Origin of the sequence: Nocardia gipuzkoensis (assembly GCF_021183645.1) — a bacterium.
GTDB classification, from domain to species: Bacteria; Actinomycetota; Actinomycetes; order Mycobacteriales; family Mycobacteriaceae; genus Nocardia; species Nocardia abscessus.
This window is the reverse complement of the sequence record NZ_CP089225.1, coordinates 4,816,611-4,835,888: the sequence shown is the minus strand read 5'-3', so window position 1 is coordinate 4,835,888 and position 19,278 is coordinate 4,816,611. Positions and strand designations below refer to the sequence as shown.

Here is a 19,278-nt window from a genome sequence, read left to right as displayed (position 1 = left end):
GGGTGCCAATCAGACGCTCGCGAATTCTCGCCCCGATGCAGTGACAGCGCGGATCACAAGCTGCCGTTGCCGCCGATCATCCACGGATTGAAGGTGCATTCCAGCGACGGATGCGCGACCGGATCGAGCGCGTGCAGCACGATCGATGCCGCCCGCGGGGAATACATCATCGTCAGGTGATCGGACATATCCTGCTCGCACCCTTCTTGCAGTGTGACGTTGTCCACCGTCGCGTCCGGGCCCGCTTGCAGGAACGTCCATTGATAAGGGTTGGTGACCTCGTCGTGCCGGGAACCGATCGAGGTGTAGGCGACGCCGGGCACGGTGTCGCCCTGGGCGTTCAAGCTGGCGTAGAACGGCGAGCCCGCCGCCTGCTGGATATTCGCGATTCCGACCAGCGGCTCGTAGAAACCCAGAATATCGACGCCCAGGTTGTTGATGATCCGGCCGAGCGTCGCGATGCCCATCAGCGAGGTGCCGTGGTGGGTGGCGCCCAAACTCACCAGCCTGCCCACTTTGCCTTGGCCGCCCTCGAATTTCAGGTAATGGTTGGCGACCGTGCCGCCCTGGGAATGCCCGACGATGTCGACGGCCTCGGCCCCGGTCGCGGCCAGCACCCGATCGATGAAGTCGCGCAATTGTGTCGCGGAATCCTCCATCCGGCCGACGCCGTAGCGCCCGGGCAGGACCGGGCCCAGCCCGCCGCCTTGCAGCAGGCCGGATCGCCCGAAGTTGAAGGCGAACACGCAGAATCCGGCGCGCGACAGGCGCGGCGACAAGGAGGAGAAGGTGTCGTAGGCGTTCAGCCAGGTGCCGTGCAGCAGCACCACCGGCCGCGGGTGTTCGGCGGTGGGAGTGCAGTTCCAGCGGTTGGCGCCGGGTGGCGCGGAGTCGGGATGGGTCAGGCCGTAGGCGAACGCGGCCAGGTACGCCGACATCTCCGGCCCCTCACCGGACGCCTCGGAAGCGGCGCTGGTCGCCCAGCCCGACGAGCTGCCGGTGTCCACGATCGCGCGCGGCTGCCTGCCGTCCGGCGCGGGCGTCAGTCCGGCGCTGATGTAGTCCGCGAGCGCCTGCTGCGTCGGTTCGATCTCTTCTTGCGCGTGCGCCACTCCGCCGCCGAGTGCGGCCGCCATTGTCACGCCCGCGATCAACACCGCCCCGAGAATCGACCGCCGAGCGTTGTGCGTCATTGCCAACATCCAGTTCACTCCCATTCGCGCCGAACGAACGCGGCCCGGCGGTGAATCGAGCACCGCCGAATAATGTTTCCCACGCCACATTCGAAGCAGAGATGTGATCCGGGCCATATCGGTGAGCCGCTTTCCGAATGTAGGACGCGCGCCGCGGCGATGTCACTGCACCCGGAGGAGAACATTCCAGCCGGAATATTGTTGTGCGAGCCAAATTTCACGGGACGGCGCCCGCGACCTTGCCGCGGGTTCTGTGGTCGGAAACAATCGGCCCATGTCCGTCGTGTTGTCCCCGGTGGCCGGTGACGTCCCGCTCGTCACCCGGTTGCTCACCCGCTGGCCGCAGATCGCCGAGCGCATGCTCGCCGCGGGCCTCGGCACCACCCCACCGGCCGCCGACCTGCCGGAGGGGCATTTCACGGCCGAGGTGCTGCCCGCGATCTACGCGTGCGGGCGCGCGGTGCTGCAAGCGATCGGCGAACAGCGCAGCTTCACCAAGGCCGAGGTGGCGACGTTCGTCGCCCCGGTGGCCGAGCGGCACGCCGAGGACCGATTTCCGCTGCCCGTGCTGATCGAGGCGATCCACGGTTCCGCGCAATCGGTGCTGCAGGAGGCGGCCGCGCTGGCCTCCCGTGAGGAACTCGACGATCTCGTCGAGCTCGGCAGCCGCCTGCTCGATCTGCTGATGCAGATCAACATCACCGTCGTGGAGACCTACTCCGACGTCGAGCAATCCATCTACAACGCCGAACGGGAGGCGCGCCGCGCACTGTGCTCGGCGCTGCTGCACGGGCTGCCAACCTCCGAGCTGGCGGCGCGGGCGGACACCGCCCTGGCCGAGCACTACACGGTGCTCGCGATCCACATCCGGCACGACGACCAGCCCGGTACCGTCGCGACCCTCGTCGGGCGCCGCCGCATCCGCATCCTGCACCGCGCGCTGGACGCCCTGGCCGGCACGACGGCATTGGCGACCTTCGACGGCTGGACCGGAATCGCGTTGCTGCCCAGCGCATCCGACGCCGAGCTGGACGACACCCGTTACGCCCGGCTGGCCACGGAACTGACCGAGCACTTCGGAGTTCCGGTCTACCTGGCCGAATATCCGTCCGTGCCGAGAGACGCCATCCCGCACACCGCCGAAGAGGCCACCGACCTCGCCGACCTCGCGCGACTGCTCGGCCGGCCCGCGGGCGTCTACCAGCTCGACGACCTGCTGCTGGAGTACCAGCTCACCAGACCGGGCACCGCCCGCGCGCGGCTGGCCGAGCGCATCGCCCCGATCCTGGACAGCCCGCATCTGCTCGAGGCGCTCGACGCGCATCTGCGGCACGGTTCCGATCGCAAGGCCGCGGCCGCCGAGATCCACGTGCACCCGAACACCTTCAGCTATCGCCTGCGCCGCGTCGCCGAACTCACCGGCGTCGACCCCACCGATCCGCACGACTCCCGGCTGCTGGCGGCCGCGCTGACGATTCAGCGCCTGTATCCGGCCCGCTCCGGCCGAGCCCCGGGCGGAAACTCACTCGCACCGTGAGCAGGTCCTGGCTACCGTCCGTCGCATGGCAGACGAGCACGATGCGGTGGACGCGAGCGGCTACCTGTTGACCGGTCGATCGCTGCGGGAATACCGTGCCATGTTCGCGCTCGATGACGAGGACCTGCGTGGCGACATTCTCGACTGCCCCGGTGGCGCCGCGAGTTTCGCGGCGGAGACGGCCGAGCTCGGCGCGCGGGTGATAGCGGTCGATCCGGTCTACCGCCTGCCCGCACCGGAGCTGACCGCGCTCGCGGCCGCCGAACTCGACCGCAACGCGGCTCACACGACAGCCGCCGCCGACCGCTACGTATGGGACTTTTACGGCGATCCCGACGGCCATCGGCAGCTGCGACAGACCGCGGCGCACCGGTTCGCCGAAGATTTCCGCGCCAACCCGCGGCGCTACCGCTACGGTGCGCTCCCCGGGCTCGACTTCCCCGATCGCTCGTTCGATCTGGTGCTGAGCTCGCATCTGCTGTTCACCTACGCCGACCGGCTGGATTTCGATTTCCACCTCGCGGCGCTGCGCGAGCTGGCGCGCGTGAGCCGTAGTGAGGTTCGGGTATTCCCGCTCGTCGATCATGCGGGCGGGCGCCTGGACGACCTCCTCGAGCGCCTCCGGGATGCTGTGCGTGGCGAAGGGGTCCGATCGGACATCGCCGGCGTCGATTTCGAGTTCCAGCGCGGGGCGAGTTCGATGCTGCGCTTGACCGTGGCCTAGCGCGCACCGCGCGCAAGCCGCGGTGGACAGCTGGATCACTCTCGGTGGGGCGCGCTTGCGTTCCGCAGATGCGGAAATAAACTGCTCCTCATGTCGAATTTGCGGATCAGCGAGGCCGCCGCGCTGCTCGGGGTCAGTGACGACACCGTGCGGCGCTGGATCGATCAGGGCAAGCTGACCGCCCTCCAGCTCGACAGCGGGCGCAAGGGCATCAGCGGCCGGGAACTCGCCGAGTTCCTCCGCGCAGGCGCCGACGCGCCGGAGCCCGGCGTCACCGTGGCGGCCTCGGCGCGCAATCGCCTGCGCGGCATCGTCACTCGCGTGGTGAAGGACACCGTGATGGCCCAAGTGGAGATGCAGGCGGGGCCGTTCCGCCTGGTGTCGCTGCTGAGCCGGGAGTCGGTCGACGAGCTGGGGCTCGAGGTGGGCAGCGTCGCGGTGGCGTCGGTCAAATCGACCCATGTCGTAGTCGAGATACCGGAGAGTTGACCAGAGATGATTCGATCGCTGAGCGTGGTGGCCGTCGCCGGAGTCACCGCTGTCGCGTTGACCGGATGCGGCTCCGCCGATCCCGCGCCCACACAGTCGAACGGGATCGGCGGCACCGTGACCGTGTTCGCCGCGGCCTCGCTGACCGAGACGTTCACCGAGCTCGGCAAACGATTCGAGGCCGCGCACCCGGGGGTGCGGGTGGTCTACAGCTTCGGAGCCAGTTCCGCGCTCGCCGAACAGATCGTCCAGGGCGCCCCCGCGGACGTCTTCGCCTCGGCCGCGCCGAAGAACATGCGGCAGCTCGTGGACAAGGGTGAGGTCTCCGCCGAGCCTGCCACCTTCGTGCGCAACCGGCTGGAGATCGCGGTGCCGAGGGGCAACCCCGCCGGTATTTCCGGCCTGGCCGACTTCGGCAAGACCGAACCGAAGATCGCGCTGTGCGCCGAGCAGGTGCCGTGCGGAGCGGCGGCGAAGACCGTCTTCCAGGCGGCGGGCGTCGATCCGCGGCCGGACACCCGGGAGGCCGACGTGAAAGCGGTCCTGACCAAGGTGAAACTCGGCGAGGTCGACGCGGCTCTGGTCTATCGCACCGACGTGAAAGCGGGCGGCGACCAAGTGCAGGGCATCACCTTCCCGGAGGCCGGCAAGGCGGTCAACGACTATCCGGTCGCACCGCTTGCGCACGCGCCGAACGCCGCGGCGGCGGCCGCGTTCGTCGAGTTCGCGCGCTCCGAGCAGGCCCGCGCGGTGTTCACGGAGGCGGGATTCGACCTCCCGTGATCCGCTCGGCACGGCGACGGACGTCCGCGGGACGACGACCGCTCGTCCTGGTGCTACCCGCGGTCGCCGCGCTGGCGTTCCTGCTCGTGCCGCTGCTGGGATTGCTGGTGCGCGCACCGTGGCGGACGCTGCCCGAGCGGCTGGCGGCCGCCGAAGTCGGCCAGGCGCTGCGCCTTTCGCTGCTGTGCGCGAGCCTGGCGACGGCGATCTGCCTGGTGTTCGGGATTCCGCTGGCCTGGCTGCTGGCGCGCGGGGAGGTGCCCGGCAGCGGGGTGATCCGGGCGCTGGTCACCGTGCCGCTGGTCTTGCCGCCGGTAGTCGGCGGCGTCGCCCTGCTGCTGGTGCTCGGCAGGCGGGGGCTGGTCGGCCGGTATCTGTACGAATGGTTCGGGGTGTCGCTGCCTTTCACCACCGCGGGAGTCGTGGTCGCGGAAGCGTTCGTGGCGATGCCGTTCCTGGTGATCTCGGTGGAGGGCGCGCTGCGTGCGGCCGATCCGCGATTCGAGGAGGCGGCCGCGACGCTCGGCGCGTCGCGCTGGCTGACCTTCCGGCGGGTCACGGTGCCGTCGGTGCTGCCGGGCATCGTCGCCGGCGCGGTGCTGTGCTGGGCGCGGGCGCTCGGCGAATTCGGCGCCACCATCACCTTCGCGGGCAACTTCCCCGGCCGGACCACCACGATGCCGTTGGCCGTCTATCTGGCGCTGGAGATCGATCCGGACGACGCGATCGTGCTGAGCCTGGTGCTGCTGGGGGTCTCGGTGGCGGTGCTGGTCGGGCTGCGCGAGCGCTGGATCCGGGGTGTGCCGTGACCCTGGACGCGCACCTGCGGATCACCCGGGCGTCGTTCCGGCTCGACCTCCGCGTGACCGTCGCGCCGGGTGAGGTGGTCGCCCTGCTCGGCCCCAACGGCGCGGGCAAGACCACGGCGTTGCGGGCACTGGCCGGGCTGACACCGCTCACCGCGGGCTCGATCCGGCTCGACGGCGAGACCTGGGACGCGCCGCCGAAGGTGTTCGTGCCCGCCGAGCGTCGGCGGATCGGCGTCGTCTTCCAGGACTACCTGCTGTTCGCCCACCTCAGCGCGCTGGAGAACGTCGCCTTCGGACTGCGCGCTCGCGGGCAGGGCCGGGCGGCGGCGCGCGAACGCGCCGCGCACTGGCTGGAGCGCGTCGGCCTGGCGCCGCAGGCCGGCGTCAAGCCGCGCGCCCTGTCCGGCGGCCAGGCCCAGCGGGTGGCGCTGGCCAGGGCGCTCGCCACCGACCCGGCGCTGCTGCTGCTCGACGAACCGCTGGCCGCGCTGGACGCGAGCACGCGTCTTCGGGTCCGGTCGGACCTGGCCCACCATCTGGCCGACTATCCCGGGCACACCGTGCTCGTCACACACGATCCGCTGGACGCGATGGTCCTGGCCGACCGCCTGGTGATCGTCGAGCACGGCGCCGTGGTGCAGCAGGGGCCGCCCGCCGAGGTCGCGCGACAGCCGCGCTCCGACTACGTCGCCGATCTGGTCGGGCTCAACCTCTATCGCGGGACGGCGCGCGGCACCGCCGTCGACCTCGCCGCCGAAGGGGCGTTCACCGTCGCCGAGCCGGGCGCGGGGCCGGTGCACGTCGCCTTCGCACCGACCGCGGTCGGTTTGCACCCGCAGCCGCCGTCGGGCAGCCCGCGCAACACCTGGCCGGTCACCGTGGCCGCGATCGAGCAGCACGCCCACACCATCCGGGTCCGCCTCGACGGCGCCCCGCCCGTGCTCGCCGACATCACCCCGGCCACCGTCGCCGAACTGCGCCTTCGGCCCGGCACGCGACTGTGGGCCGCGGTCAAAGCCACCGAAATCCGCACCTACCCCGCGTGAGTTAGCCAGCGGAATGGGCCCGAAGGGGCGAATTCGTGTTAACTTAATTGAGAATGGAAATTAACTTAGCTGATCGGAGATGGCTATGACGTCCGCCGTCATCGTCGATGTCGTCCGTACACCGTCCGGTAAGGGCAAGGCGGGCGGTGGCCTGTCGGAGGTGCATCCGGCCACCCTGCTGGCGGGCGTGCTCGCCGAACTCGTCGCCCGCAACGACCTCGATCCCGCGGTGGTGGACGACGTGATCGGCGGATGCGTCACGCAGAGCGGTGAGCAGGCGTTCAACATCAGCAGGACCGCCGCGCTGGCCGCGGGGTTCCCGGAGTCGGTGCCCGCCACCACGGTGGACCGGCAGTGCGGGTCCAGCCAGCAGGCCGCGCACTTCGCGGCGCAGGGCGTCATCGCGGGCGCCTATGACGTCGTGATCGCGTGCGGCGTCGAATCGATGAGCCGCGCGCCGATGTTCTCCAATGGCCAGGGCAAGGACGCCAACCGCGGCCCGCTCGCGCACCGGTATCCGGACGGCCTGGTGCAGCAGGGCATCGCGGCCGAGGTGATCAGCGCCCGGTGGAAGTTCGATCGCACCGCGCTCGACGAATTCGCCGCCCGCTCACATCGCCTCGCCGCGCAGACCGCGGCGGCCGGCGGTTTCGACAACGAACTGCTCTCCGCGGGCACCCTGACGGCGGACGAGACCATCCGGCCCGCCACCACCGGCGAGAGCCTCGCCAAGCTGCGGCCCGCCTTCGTCGACGACCAGTACACCGCGCGTTTCCCCGAGATCGAGTGGTCGATCACGCCGGGTAACTCTTCGCCGCTGACCGATGGCGCCTCGGCCGCGCTGATCATGAGCGAAGCGGCCGCTGCCGAGCTCGGCTTGCGTCCGCGCGCCCGATTCCACTCCTTCGCGGTGGTGGGCGACGACCCGCTGCTCATGCTCACGGCCGTCATCCCCGCCACCCGCAAGGCGCTGGACCGGGTGGGGCTGCGCATCGACGACATCGACGCCTACGAGGTGAACGAGGCGTTCGCGCCGGTGCCCCTGGTCTGGCAGCACGAGGTGAACGCCGATCCGGACCGGCTGAATCCGCGCGGCGGCGCGATCGCCCTCGGCCACCCGCTGGGCGCCTCCGGCACCCGCATCCTGGCGACGCTGGTCAACCACCTGGAGCAGACCGGCGGCCGGTACGGCCTGCAGACGATGTGCGAGGCGGGTGGCCTGGCCAACGCGACGATCATCGAACGTCTCGGATGAGCGCCCGCACCGCGCTGATCACCGGCGGGTCACGCGGCATCGGCGCCGAGGTGGCGCGCCGCCTGGCGGGCGAGGGTTATCACCTGACCCTCGCCGCGCGCACGGCCGAGACGCTCGAGGAGACCGCGGCCCGCCTGCGCGGCGAAACAGGGGCCGAGGTGCATCCGGTGGTCGCGCAGATGAACGACCTCGACCAGGTGCGCGCCTTGGTGCAGGCACACGAGGAACGCTTCGGCGGAATGAACACGCTGGTGCTGAGTGCGGGCACCGGCACGGCCGGGAACGTGGCGGATCTGGCCGCGAAGGCCTACGAGCGCATGCTGGACGTGAACTTCCGCGCGCCGCTCACGCTGATCCAGGCGGCTCTTCCGCTGCTGCGCAAGAGCGCGGACACCGACCGGGAGCGGGGCGCGAAGATCATCGCGCTCGCGTCGATCACCGGCGTCGCCGGGGAGGCGGGCCTCGCCGCCTACGGCGCCACCAAAGCGGCGCTGATCTCGCTGTGCGAGACCGTTTCCCTGGAGGAGTCCGGGAACGGCGTCAGTGCGACCGCGGTGTCTCCCGGCTACGTCGACACCGACATGACCGCCTGGAAGCGCGACGTTCTCGACCGGTCCGCCATGCTCACCCCCGGCGATGTCGCCGAGATGGTCCTGGCGATCACCCGGTTGTCCCGCAACGCGGTGGTGCCGAACATCGTGCTGTCACGAGCCGGCGACCAACTGTGGCGCGCCTGAACACCGTTACCGGGCAGCGACCGGTGTGGCGGTTCGGTCTCGACAGAGCGCGCCGAATCGTCATCCAGTGAATCCCGATTCGGTCCGATCAATTCGATTCCGAATTGTCTAATTCATCGCCCTGAGCACCGACATCAGATGTTCGGAATTGGAGCTGTAAAATAGCCCGGCGCCTACCGCACAAATGCGGTAGGCGCCGGTTACGCATCAGAGGTAGGCGCCGCACACGGGCCAGGCGCCCGGACCCTGGGTCGCGAGCACGTTCTCGGCGACGCGGATCTGCTCCTCGCGGCTGGCGTTGGAGGGATTACCGGTGCCGCCGTTGGCCTCCCAGGTGCTCTGGGTGAACTGCAGGCCGCCCGAGAAGCCGTTGCCGGTTTCGGTGGACCAGTTGCCACTGCTCTCGCACTGCGCGACAGCGTCCCAGTTGTGGGCCGACGCGGTGGCGGTGGTGAGACCGAACGGCACGGCGACGAAGGCGCCGATGGCCGCGGTGAAGCCGAGAACACGAGTGGTGAATTTACGGTTATGCGACATGAGATTTCCCGCCTGCGCCCACCGGCTCGGCAATTGTTCGCCGCGCCCCTGTCCCCAGGAAAGGTTGTGGACACTCGAACCGCGGGACAGGGTTTCCGGCGTTCTGCGATTCGAGCTCGATCTCGGTGTTGCCCCGAGCCGTGACCGACGTTAGCGGAGATATCGCGGCAGATCACGTTCGAATAACGTGCGGATAGGTTTGACCCTTGGTCGAGACTCGCAGACGTTCCCCCAGGTCGATCGGCGGAAATCGAGCCATACCGTACGGCTGTAATGCGTCCGTTATGTGTTCGAGATCACTGTTTGATAGTGAAACGAGTCGCATTTTCCCAGGTGAACGACTTGCGGTAGTAGACGGACCACCGGCCCGAGGCCCGGCGAACGCGGCCCAGCGACCGGCTCGTTACCTTTCGTACCGAAGGACCGGCCGCCCTTCGCCCGGCGCGACGACGGCCCGGCGCGGAACCGATCCGTGACCTCGCAGCGAACCTCGGCGCCCGCCGCCGCGAGATCGCCGACCACCGCGGCGGGCGCACACCGGCGCGGCGAAACCAGCGCGGACCAGGCACGACAGCCGCCGACCAGCAGGGCCGAGATCATCTCGACCCCGCTGCGCCGAGCGAGGCACGCACCGACGACCAACGCTGACGGCAGGCGGCGGCCGGAGCCATTGCCGCGGGTAACGACTAGGACTACTTCCCGTGCGCCCGCAGCTGGTAGAGCCCCTCCGTTTCCGCGACGACCACGCCCGCGGCGTCGGTTACCACGGCCCGCAAGGTGAAGTCGGATTTGCCGTTCGCCGACGCCTCCGCGGTGATGCGCGCGATCTCCTCCTCCGACAGCGTCGCCTCTGCCCGCACGTCGGTCTTGGCCGGCTTACGGAAGAAGATCCGCAGGTCCTTCACCAGCGGATAGAACGCCGAGTTGTCGAAGGTCGCCACCGCGATCGCGCCACCGAGGATCTCGGCCACGGTGAACAGCACGCCGGCGTACATCACGCCGAAGTGGTTGCCGTTGCCCTCGGCGGGCGCCGAGGTCGCCGCGAAACCGCGCCGCACCTCCACCGCCTGAACACCCATCTTGTGCGCGATCGGGATGGTGAATTCCAAGGCTCCGTTGACGATGTCCTTGAACGGAGGAGTCTCGACGTCGCTCATCGCAATCGTCCCTTCACGCCGGAGGTGGCCAGCACCTCGTTGTCTCTGCCACGGCCACCTCGGTGGACCTCACCGAAGCGTAGGCCCTCGGATTCGCGGGCCGACAGAGTGTTGGCGGTTTGCCAACACCGTCGGCCGCGGGCGCTCAGAGGCTTCGGGCGATGATCTCCTTCATGATCTCGTTGGTGCCGCCGTAGATCTTCTGCACCCGGTTGTCGGTCCACATCCGCGAGATCGGATATTCGCTCATGTAGCCGTATCCGCCGTGCAGCTGCAGGCATTCGTCGGCCACGGACGCGGCGCGGTCGGTGGTCCACCACTTGGCCATGGCGACGGTCGGGATGTCCAACTCGCCGCGCAGATGCCGCACGATGCAGTCGTCCAGGAAGACCCGGGCCACCCTGGCCTCGGTAGCCACCTCGGCGAGCTTGAACTTGGTGTTCTGGAACGCGAACACCGGCTTGCCGAAGGCGTGGCGCTCCTTGGTGTAGCGCAGCGTCACCTCGAGCGCGGCCTCCATCGCGGCCACCGATCCCACGGCGATGATCAGCCGCTCCTGCGGAAGCTGCTGCATCAGCTGGATGAAACCCTGACCCTCCTGGGTGCCGAGCAGGTTCGCCACCGGGACCCGCACGTCCTCGAAGAACAGCTCGGAAGTGTCCTGCCCCTTCTGGCCGACCTTGTCCAGCACGCGGCCGCGCCGGAAGCCGGGCCGGTCGGCTTCGACCAGGATCAGCGAGATGCCGCTGGCGCCCGCGCTGGTGTCGGTCTTGGCGACGACGATGATGAGATCGGCCTGGCTGCCGTTGGTGATGAAGGTCTTCGAGCCGTTCACCACGTACTCGTCGCCGTCGCGGATCGCCTTGGTCTTGACGTTCTGCAGGTCCGATCCGGTGCCGGGCTCGGTCATGGCGATCGCGCCGACGACCTCACCGCTGGCCATCTTCGGCAGCCACCGCTGCTTCTGCTCCTCGGTGCCGTACTGCAGCAGGTAGTGCGCGACGATGCCGCTGTGCAGGGTGGCGCCCCACGAGGTGTCGAACGCCTTGGCCTGTTCCTCGATGAGCACGGCCTCGTGCGCGAAGGTGCCGCCGCCACCGCCGTACTCCTCCGGGATCGACGCGCACAGCAGGCCGAGCGCGCCCGCCTTGGTCCAGAAATCACGGTCGACGTGGTGCTGCTCGATGAACTTGTCGACGTTCGGCGTCAACTCCTTCGCGAAGAACGAGCGGGCGAGCTCGCGCAGGGCGTCCAGGTCGTCATCGAGCCAGGCGGACCGGTAGGTCGTCATCGGGGTTTCCTCGCGAAAGTCTGATACCGACAGTTACGGGTACAGTGTGTACCAACTTCCCACTGGGTACAAGGTGTACCACCGGATTCCCCGGACCGATACGCTGAGCGCCGTGGCACGAGAACCCTGGGTGGACACCGCCGCCGCGCGGCGCTCCACCAGCACGAGGCCCGGCCGCGACGAGCGCCGCCGAGCCATCGTGCAAGCCGCGATCGCGGCGATCGAGGAGGACGGCCCGCACGCGCTGACCGGCCGGATCGCCGACCGCGCCGGATTGGCCAGAACCCACGTCTACCGGCACTTCGCCAGCAAGGAAGAGCTGGACTTGGCGGTGGCACGGCACGCGCACCACGATCTGACCGAGCGGATCCGCGCGCAATTGGCCGTGCACGGCACCCCGCGGGACATCATTCGAGCGCCCTTGGCCCAGCACGTCCGCTGGGCCGCCGAGCATCCCAATCTCTATCGCTTCCTGGTCGGACGCGACTACCGGCGCGGCCGCAACGAGCCGCGCGTCGGCGGGAGCGCCTTCGCCGCCGAGATCTCCGCGGCCGCGGCCGGCTACCTGCCGGAATTCGGGGCCGATCCGCTGGCCGCGGATCGCGTGGTGGTCGCACTGCTCGGATTGGTCGACGCCTCGGTGCGGTGGTGGCTGGCGCACCACGACACCACCGAGGCCGCCCTCGTCGATCGCCTCACCACCGAGTGCTGGCTGATCATCGACAACCGGCTGCGCGATCTCGGCATCGCGATCGACCCACTGAAACCATTGCCGGGCAATTGATCAGCACCTCCCGCGCGGCCGCCTCAGCGCGCGGCGGGCACGACTTCCCGCGTGATGGCGTGCACGAAATCGGGAAGATCACCAGGGTTGCGCGAGGTGAGCAGTGTCCACCCGTCCTCGGTGGAGCGGACCGCCGGTTCGTCGACCCACGCGCCGCCGGCATTGTCGATGTCGACCCGAAGCGAGTAGTACGAGGTCAGCGTCTTACCCGACACCAGCTCGGCATTCACCAGCAGCCAGGGGCCGTGGCAGATCGCGGCGATCGGCTTGCCCGCGCCCGCGAATTCCCGGGCCAGTTCGATCGCCCGGTCGGTGACCCGCAACTTGTCCGCGTTCACCGTGCCGCCGGGCACCACGAGCACATCGAAGTCGTCCACGGAGACCTCGTGCAGTGACGTATCCGGTTGCACGACCGCGTCTTTCTCCGTGTCGTGCCGGAAGGTCTGCACCTCTTCGCGCTTCGGCGCGGCATGGGTGACCCGGGCGCCACGCTTACGCAGTTCGTCGCGCGGCACCAGCAGTTCGTCGCGCTCCACCCCGGTGTTCGAGGTGATGATCAGGACCCGCGTCCCATCCAGCTGATCGGTCATGAGCGACTCTCCTTTCGCCTCGGGTTGGTCCTGTTTCCGACATGCCGCGCGCGGGCCGGTCTAAACCTCGCCGGAGCGGCGATCCGCGGCCTCCTCCGGCGGCAACAGCGTGCTGGAGAGATGCTCCTGCGCCAAGCGGCGCAGCGCGGCGAGCAGGGTATCGCCCAGAATCGTTCCGACGATGGCAGTTTCGGTCATTCGTTCCACGCCGGGCTCGGTGCGGACCAAGGCGATATCGGTGGCCGCGATGGCTTCGCTGGCGGCCGCGTAGTCGTCCATCGCGCCGACCACGTCCTCGTGGCCGAGCAGACGCAGCGCGGCGCAGACGTCGACGAGGGTGCCACGCGCCGGGCTTTCGTCGTGGATCCGCCAGCCGCGCCGGTCCAGCAGTGCCGCGACGTCCTCGGCGGCGGCCTCTCGCTGCTCGCCGCCCACCGGTGACCTGCGCCCACCCAGCGCATACTGCACATGACCGAGCGAATCGCGCGCGGACAGGCTGCCGCTGTCGAGCGCGGCGAGCAGATCCTTGGCCGCTTCGATGGACACGCCGCCGATATCCACCAGCGCCCGGATCAGCCGCAGTCTGCTGACGTGGGCATCGCTGTATTCGGCCTGGTTGCGATGAGTTCGCACGCCGGAGGGCAGTAATCCCTCCCGCACGTAGTACTTGATCGTCGCGGCGGGGACGCCGCTGGCGCGGCTGAGTTCGGCGATCCGCATCGGACTCCTCGGGCTCGGACGGCATCTTGACAGTGGATAGTACGACTATCCATAATTCGGATGGATAGTACAACTATCGATACTTCTAGTTTCGAAAGGTCCGGCACCGTGCCCGCCCTCCCCCCGCGCTTCCCCGCACTGTCCTGGCATCGCCCGCTGATGCTGCTCGCCGTCGCGATGGCGCTGCTGGTCGCCTGGTCGATCGGCGGCATGATCGTCGACGACCGCACCCTGACCGGGTTGCCGATCTGGGCCAAATCCGCCAAGTTCGCCCTCTCCGTCCTGATCTACGCCGTCACGTGGGCCTGGCTGATCGCCCAGCTCACTCGCTGGCGCCGAATCGCCTGGTGGGCGGGCACGGTCGCGGCGCTCGGCTTGGCGCTCGAACTGGTCGTCATCACCACCCAGATCGTGCGGGGCACGACCAGTCACTTCAATTTCACGACGCCGTTGAACGCGGCGCTATGGGAGATCATGGGGTCCTCGATCGTGGTGGTCTGGGTCGCCACCTTGATCGCGTCGGCCGCGTTGTTCGTCGACCCGGCCACCGACCCCGCCCGCAATGCCGCGATCCGCTCGGGCACCGTGCTGTCGCTCGCGGGCGCCGCGCTCGGAATGCTGATGGTGCGGGCAACGCCCGAACAGCGCGCCGACGGCGGGGCGATCAGCGGCGCCCACACCGTCGGGCTGCCCGACGGCGGGCCCGGGCTGCCCGTTCTGGGCTGGAGTACCGCCGGAGGCGATCTGCGCATTCCGCATTTCATCGGAATGCATGCGTTGCAGGTGCTTCCGCTGCTGCTGCTCGCCATCGAGTACGGGTCGCGACGGATTCCGGCCCTGCGGTCGGCGGCCACCAGGCGACGACTCGTCGTGATCGCCGCTGCGACCTACGCCGCGCTGCTCGCGGTGCTGACCTGGCAGGCGCTGCGCGGCCAGTCGGTGGTCCACCCCGATGCGGCGACCGTGCTGGCCTTCGCCGCTGTCGCCCTCGGCGCAGCCGTGTCCACAGCGGCGGCGATGCGCCCGAAAAACATTGCCATGAACGAATTCCCGGTCGGGGCGAGCCGATGACGGAATCGCTGTTCGACCTCACCTTCTGGTTCGCCGCGCCGTTCTGGGCACTGATGATCCTGGCGCCGCGGTGGCGGCGGACCGGTGCGATCATCGCGTCACCGCTCATCTGCCTGCCGCCCCTGATCATCTACCTCGCGCTGATCGCGCCCGAGCTCGGCTCGTTCGCCGCGGCGCTCGTGGACCCGGAACTGTCCCGGCTGCGCGAAGTGCTCGGCCAAGAGTCCGGGGCAGCGGCGGCGTGGGCCCACTTCGTGGCCTTCGACCTGTTCCTCGGGCGCTGGATCTTCCAGGACAGCCGGGCGCGCGGCCGCTCACCGCTGCTGATCAGCCCACTGCTCGCGCTCACCATCCTGTTCGCGCCGATCGGCGTCCTGCTCTACCTGCTCATCCGACTCGCCACGAACCCGTCGCCCGACCGGACCCTCGCCACGGAGGCATGATGGAAACCCTCATCGTTCTGCTGACCACCCTGTTGCTGCTGCGCACGGCAGGCGCGCTCGGCGCGCGCCGGTTCGATGCCTGGCCCACCTGCGGCGCCTACGCCCTCGGCGTAATGCTGATCATGACCGGCACAACGCATTTCCTTCCCGAGGCGTTCGCCGGGTCCCCCGCGCCGACCCACGCGGATTTCCTCCCGATGGTGCCGCCGTTCGTCCCGTTCCCCGGACCGATGATCTACCTGACCGGCGTCCTGGAACTGCTCGGCGCGGTGGGCCTGTTCCTCGCCAGGACGCGCCGGCCCGCGGGGCTCGGACTCGCCGCCCTGTTCGTGGTGATGCTGCCCGCCAATATCTACGTGGCCGTCTCCGACGTCCCGTTCAACGGCGCGCCCGCGACACCGCTGTGGGCACGCATCCCGGAACAGGCGCTGTACATCGGCGTCGCCCTGTGGGCGGCCGGAGTCCTGCGGTTCCCACGACGAGCGGGCGGGGACCAGGCCGGTCACGCCGGCAGCACTCCGAGCCATCGAGTGGCCTGACCGACAAGCGGACATCCCATACGGTATGGTATGTTGGGTCGAAACCGAGGAGGTCGGATGAGCAAGCGGGATTGGCTCGACGCCGGGTTCGCGGTGCTGGCCGCGGACGGGGCACGGGCGCTCACCGTGGAGCGGTTGTGCGCCGACCTCGGTCTGACGAAAGGGTCGTTCTACCACCACTTCCGGGGCATGTCCGGCTACCGGGCGGACCTGCTCGACCACTTCGAGACCGAGTACACCGGTCGCTACATCGCCGAAACCGAGCAGCGCGACATCCCCGCGGCCGACCGGCTTGCCCGGCTGACGGAACTTGTGCTCGCAGGTCAGGACGCGGACAACGCGGTGGAAATCGCCATGCGCGCCTGGGCGACGCAAGACCCGCAGGTCAATCGGATACAGCAGCGCGTGGACCGGAGACGGGTCGAATATCTCGAGTCCCTGTTGCGCGACATCGCCGACAACGACGACGAGAGCCGGCTTCTGGCGCGCTTGCTCTACCTCGCACAGGTCGGCGCGCAACAGGTCGTTCCTCCGCTGCCCGCCAGGGACATCGCCGATATCTACGCCTTGGTGCTGCGGATGGCGAACCGGAAGGAGAACTGATGCCCGCGCTCGGCCCCTGGGTCCCCCGCCTGATCTTCGCCACGGCGGCAATCCATTTCGTGTACGCGTTCATCCAGCCCAACGACTGGTCCGGCATCGCGGCCGGAGGATTCCTGGCGACCGCGTCCGACACCACCGATCCCAGCTACTTCGCCCGCGACGCCAGCGTGTGGTTCATGATGTGCGGCATAGCGATGCTGTCCATCGGCGCCCTCACCCGCAACGCGCTCACCGCCACCGGCCGCGTCCCGGCCCACGTGGGCTGGTGCCTGATCGCGATCGGAATCCCTTTGACCCTCATCTATTTCCCGATCACCGGGGGTTGGTTGATGCTCGCCATCGGCGCCGTCGCACTAGCCGCCGCATACCGCCCGGTGCAGCCGGGCCGGTAGCGCTCGACTAGGTCGAGCGGCGCCCGGAATTCCCCCGCAGCAACCGAATTCGCGTCGGCGGGCGGCGTACGGCGCAGCGGGGTGGGTACAACGGAATAGTGAGTGCTTCTAAGTTTTTGGGCGCGCTCGTCAGCGCGCTGACGACCGCTGTGGCGGTGTCCGCCCTTTCCGTTCCTCCTGCCGGAGCCGAACCCGCGCGTGCGCGTGTGGTCGGGGAGGTTCCGCTCGGCGGCTCGGTCTCGCAGATCGATGTCTACTCGCCGTCCATGGACCGGGTGGTCACCAATCGGGTGATCCGGGCGGCGGGCGGTGGTCCCGCCCCCACGCTGTATCTGCTCACCGGGATCGGAGGTGGGGTCGACGGGATCTCGTGGTGGGACGACACCGATGTGCGAGAGTTCTTCGCCGACAAACGCGTCAACGTCGTGATGCCGGTCGGCGGTGCCTACAGCATGTACACCGACTGGCTCGCCGACGACCCGGCGGTCGGGCGCAATCGCTGGCAGACCTATCTCACGCGCGAGCTGCCCGCCACGCTCGACACCGAACTCGGGACGACCGGACGCAACGCGATCGCCGGGGTGTCGATGAGCGCCGCCTCCGCGATCGACCTCGCGATCCAGGCGCCCGAGGTGTACGGCGCGGTGGCGGCCTACAGCGGGTGCCCCTGGGCCGCGGACGCCGCGGGTGCGGCGATGGTCTCCGCGCAGGTCATCCGGGGCGGAGGCAACCCGGCCAATATGTGGGGATCACCGGGTGAGGCGATCTGGCGGGCGCACGACGCTTTCGCCAACGCGGCCGCTCTGGCCGGGAAGACCATCTACCTGTCGGCCGCTTCCGGCACTCCGGGTCCGATCGACCGGGGCGGTCTGCCCTTCCCGCCGATCGAGGCGATCGCGAGTTCCTGCACGGCGGCCTTTGCCGATCGCCTCGAGCAGCTCGGACTACCGGCGATTCACGTCAACCGCTCGGAGGGCTCGCACACCTGGGGGCAATTCGAGACCGACCTGCACGATTCCTGGCCGCACCTGGCCGCCGCGCTCGGCGCGTAATCGAGGGTCCGCGCCAGTCGGGTGCTCACTCCGGAAGAAGCTCACTTCGCCTCCTCGGCCAAGGCGTCGGCGGGTGGCCCGGCGTCGGCATCCGGATCGTCGGCCGGAACGCGTAGTACCAGGACCGTGAGAAGGCAGCCGAGCAGTGCCAAAGCAGCCGCGGCGGCGAAGCCCGCTCGGATTCCGTCGACTGAGGAGCCGCCCGCCCTTTCGGTCACCGTCTGCGCCAGCAGGAGCACGGCCGTGACGCCGATGCCGGAGCCGACCCGCTGCGCCGTGTTGACGACGCCCGCGGCGATACCGCGATCCGCCTCGTCGACCGCCGTGACGGCCGGAACAGTGACACCCACGAACGCGGCAGGCAACCCGATGCCGAAAACGATCGCTCCTGGCAGCACGTCGATCAGGTAGGAGGTGTGTTCGGGCAAACGGGCGAACCAGGCCAATGCCGCTGTCTGCAGCGCCATTCCGGCGGCCAGGACACCGCGGGGGCCGATCTTGGCGAGCAGGAACGGGATGAAGGTGCGGGAGACGACGATGTTGACCACCGCCACCGGCAGTACCGCCAGCCCCGACGCCGTCGGACTGTAGCCCTGAGTGTTCTGCAGATAGAGCGCGAGCAGGGCGAAGGCGGGCACGTGCGCCGCGCCGACGAGCGCGTTCACAGCCGACGAACCGCTCACCTGACGAATCGCGAACAGCCGCAACGGCATCAGCGGGTGCGGGCTGCGCAGCTCGGTGACCAGGAAGCCTGCGAAGAGGACCGCACCGAGGATGAGGAAGGCGGTGGCGAGCGTCCGGGTGTTCGGATCGCCCCACGCCCCGATCGAGTATCCGATGATCAGCAGCGCGCCGGTTCCGGTGAGCGCGCCGGGCACATCGAGTCTTCCCGCCGTCGCGATGCTCGCGGAGTCCGCGGGCAGTGCGCGCAGCAACGCCAGCGCGAGCAGCCCGACGGGCAGATTGATCAGGAAGATCGACGGCCACCCGAAACCGTCGGTCAGCGGACCGCCCACCGCGGTGCCGATCGCCGCACCCGCGGCGCCCATCGCGCTCCACACTCCGAACGCCCGGCGGCGCGCGGCCGGATCGGTGAACGCCGTGGTCAGCAGCGCCAATTGCGCCGGAATCACCACGGCCGCACCGATGCCCTGCACGGCCCGCGCCGCGATCAGCAGCCACGCCGTGCCCGCGAATCCGGCCACGGCGGAGGCGATGGTGAACACCGCCAACCCCACGCCGAACATGCGGCGCGGTCCGTACAGGTCCGCCGCGCGCCCGCCCAACAGCATGAATCCGCCGAACGCGAGCAGATAGGCATTCGTCACCCAGCCCAGCCCGGCTTCACCCAGGTGGAAGTGTCTGCCGATCTCCGGGAGCGCGACGTTCAACACCGTCGTGTCCAGGAAGATCACCAACTCCACCACGGTGATCAACAGCAGCCGCAATCGCCCTGTACCGCTCATCACACTACCTTTCACTAGATCAATGCTCTAGCGAAAGGTTTCACTAGAGTTGCGCTTTAG

The 19,278-nt window shown here is 69.1% G+C and carries 22 protein-coding genes; 15 read left to right on the top strand and 7 right to left on the bottom strand.

Features of this window, described 5'->3' with window-relative positions; genetic code table 11:
* Positions 1-53 precede the first annotated feature (53 nt).
* Positions 54-1,193: an esterase/lipase family protein gene (locus LTT66_RS21945; RefSeq protein WP_233060383.1), complete on the bottom strand. Its 1,140-nt coding sequence runs from the start codon at positions 1,191-1,193 to the stop codon at positions 54-56.
* Positions 1,194-1,467: 274 nt separating this feature from the next.
* On the opposite strand from LTT66_RS21945, the gene LTT66_RS21940 reads away from it, so the two are divergent.
* The 8 genes from LTT66_RS21940 to LTT66_RS21905 all read left to right on the top strand — a co-directional run bounded on the left by LTT66_RS21940 (position 1,468) and on the right by LTT66_RS21905 (position 8,573).
* On the top strand, positions 1,468-2,730 hold the full coding sequence (locus tag LTT66_RS21940; protein WP_233060382.1) for a PucR family transcriptional regulator: 1,263 nt from the start codon (positions 1,468-1,470) through the stop codon (positions 2,728-2,730).
* 25 nt (positions 2,731-2,755) lie between these two features.
* A complete protein-coding gene (locus LTT66_RS21935) occupies positions 2,756-3,454 on the top strand; it encodes a class I SAM-dependent methyltransferase (protein WP_233060381.1) in 699 nt (232 codons plus the stop codon).
* Positions 3,455-3,544: 90 nt separating this feature from the next.
* Positions 3,545-3,943, top strand: a complete 399-nt coding sequence (locus LTT66_RS21930) for a TOBE domain-containing protein (protein WP_233060379.1) — start codon at positions 3,545-3,547, stop codon at positions 3,941-3,943.
* 6 nt (positions 3,944-3,949) lie between these two features.
* Positions 3,950-4,726 carry a molybdate ABC transporter substrate-binding protein gene (gene modA, locus LTT66_RS21925; RefSeq protein ID WP_233060378.1) on the top strand — a complete coding sequence of 259 codons (777 nt, stop codon included), beginning with the start codon at positions 3,950-3,952 and terminating at the stop codon, positions 4,724-4,726.
* Between the two features lie 50 nt (positions 4,727-4,776).
* On the top strand, positions 4,777-5,535 hold the full coding sequence (gene modB, locus LTT66_RS21920) for a molybdate ABC transporter permease subunit (RefSeq protein ID WP_408638658.1): 759 nt from the start codon (positions 4,777-4,779) through the stop codon (positions 5,533-5,535).
* Positions 5,532-6,581 carry an ABC transporter ATP-binding protein gene (locus LTT66_RS21915; RefSeq protein WP_233060374.1) on the top strand — a complete coding sequence of 350 codons (1,050 nt, stop codon included), beginning with the start codon at positions 5,532-5,534 and terminating at the stop codon, positions 6,579-6,581. Before modB ends, LTT66_RS21915 begins: the two co-directional genes overlap by 4 nt.
* Before the next feature lie 85 nt (positions 6,582-6,666).
* The gene (locus tag LTT66_RS21910) at positions 6,667-7,836 is read left to right on the top strand and encodes a thiolase family protein (RefSeq protein ID WP_233060373.1); all 1,170 of its coding nucleotides are present in this window, start codon (positions 6,667-6,669) and stop codon (positions 7,834-7,836) included.
* Positions 7,833-8,573, top strand: coding sequence for an SDR family NAD(P)-dependent oxidoreductase (locus LTT66_RS21905; RefSeq protein WP_195064705.1), 741 nt, complete (start codon positions 7,833-7,835; stop codon positions 8,571-8,573). Before LTT66_RS21910 ends, LTT66_RS21905 begins: the two co-directional genes overlap by 4 nt.
* 207 nt (positions 8,574-8,780) lie before the next feature.
* On the opposite strand, the gene LTT66_RS21900 is transcribed toward LTT66_RS21905, so the two are convergent.
* From LTT66_RS21900 to LTT66_RS21890, 3 genes are all read right to left on the bottom strand, one after another.
* A complete protein-coding gene (locus tag LTT66_RS21900) occupies positions 8,781-9,110 on the bottom strand; it encodes a transglycosylase family protein (RefSeq protein ID WP_181718867.1) in 330 nt (109 codons plus the stop codon).
* A 692-nt stretch (positions 9,111-9,802) separates the two neighbouring features.
* Entirely contained in the window at positions 9,803-10,267 is a 465-nt protein-coding gene (locus LTT66_RS21895) for a PaaI family thioesterase (RefSeq protein ID WP_233060372.1), read from the bottom strand.
* A gap of 145 nt (positions 10,268-10,412) precedes the next feature.
* Positions 10,413-11,558 (bottom strand): acyl-CoA dehydrogenase family protein, encoded by a 1,146-nt coding sequence (locus LTT66_RS21890; RefSeq protein ID WP_233060371.1) that lies wholly within the window; start codon positions 11,556-11,558, stop codon positions 10,413-10,415.
* 112 nt (positions 11,559-11,670) lie between these two features.
* Between LTT66_RS21890 and LTT66_RS21885 the strand changes: the two genes are divergently transcribed.
* A complete protein-coding gene (locus tag LTT66_RS21885) occupies positions 11,671-12,342 on the top strand; it encodes a TetR/AcrR family transcriptional regulator (RefSeq protein WP_233060369.1) in 672 nt (223 codons plus the stop codon).
* A 23-nt stretch (positions 12,343-12,365) separates the two neighbouring features.
* On the opposite strand, the gene LTT66_RS21880 is transcribed toward LTT66_RS21885, so the two are convergent.
* Together LTT66_RS21880 and LTT66_RS21875 are read right to left on the bottom strand one after the other, a co-directional pair.
* Complete coding sequence (locus tag LTT66_RS21880; RefSeq protein ID WP_233060368.1) at positions 12,366-12,932, bottom strand: type 1 glutamine amidotransferase domain-containing protein; 567 nt, start codon at positions 12,930-12,932, stop codon at positions 12,366-12,368.
* 60 nt (positions 12,933-12,992) lie between these two features.
* On the bottom strand, positions 12,993-13,652 hold the full coding sequence (locus LTT66_RS21875) for a MerR family transcriptional regulator (protein WP_233060367.1): 660 nt from the start codon (positions 13,650-13,652) through the stop codon (positions 12,993-12,995).
* A 108-nt stretch (positions 13,653-13,760) separates the two neighbouring features.
* On the opposite strand from LTT66_RS21875, the gene LTT66_RS21870 reads away from it, so the two are divergent.
* The 6 genes from LTT66_RS21870 to LTT66_RS21845 all read left to right on the top strand — a co-directional run bounded on the left by LTT66_RS21870 (position 13,761) and on the right by LTT66_RS21845 (position 17,752).
* The gene (locus LTT66_RS21870; RefSeq protein ID WP_233060365.1) at positions 13,761-14,723 is read left to right on the top strand and encodes a hypothetical protein; all 963 of its coding nucleotides are present in this window, start codon (positions 13,761-13,763) and stop codon (positions 14,721-14,723) included.
* Positions 14,720-15,166: an ABA4-like family protein gene (locus tag LTT66_RS21865; protein ID WP_233060363.1), complete on the top strand. Its 447-nt coding sequence runs from the start codon at positions 14,720-14,722 to the stop codon at positions 15,164-15,166. Before LTT66_RS21870 ends, LTT66_RS21865 begins: the two co-directional genes overlap by 4 nt.
* A complete protein-coding gene (locus tag LTT66_RS21860; protein ID WP_233060362.1) occupies positions 15,163-15,705 on the top strand; it encodes a DoxX family protein in 543 nt (180 codons plus the stop codon). The genes LTT66_RS21865 and LTT66_RS21860 overlap by 4 nt, the downstream gene beginning before the upstream one ends.
* Before the next feature lie 57 nt (positions 15,706-15,762).
* A complete protein-coding gene (locus LTT66_RS21855; protein WP_233060361.1) occupies positions 15,763-16,308 on the top strand; it encodes a TetR/AcrR family transcriptional regulator in 546 nt (181 codons plus the stop codon).
* On the top strand, positions 16,308-16,700 hold the full coding sequence (locus LTT66_RS21850; RefSeq protein ID WP_233060359.1) for a DUF6463 family protein: 393 nt from the start codon (positions 16,308-16,310) through the stop codon (positions 16,698-16,700). Before LTT66_RS21855 ends, LTT66_RS21850 begins: the two co-directional genes overlap by 1 nt.
* Before the next feature lie 98 nt (positions 16,701-16,798).
* Entirely contained in the window at positions 16,799-17,752 is a 954-nt protein-coding gene (locus LTT66_RS21845; RefSeq protein ID WP_233060358.1) for an alpha/beta hydrolase, read from the top strand.
* 41 nt (positions 17,753-17,793) lie between these two features.
* Here LTT66_RS21845 and LTT66_RS21840 read toward each other — a convergent pair whose 3' ends face one another.
* Complete coding sequence (locus LTT66_RS21840) at positions 17,794-19,218, bottom strand: MFS transporter (protein ID WP_233060356.1); 1,425 nt, start codon at positions 19,216-19,218, stop codon at positions 17,794-17,796.
* Between the last annotated feature and the right edge of the window lie 60 nt (positions 19,219-19,278).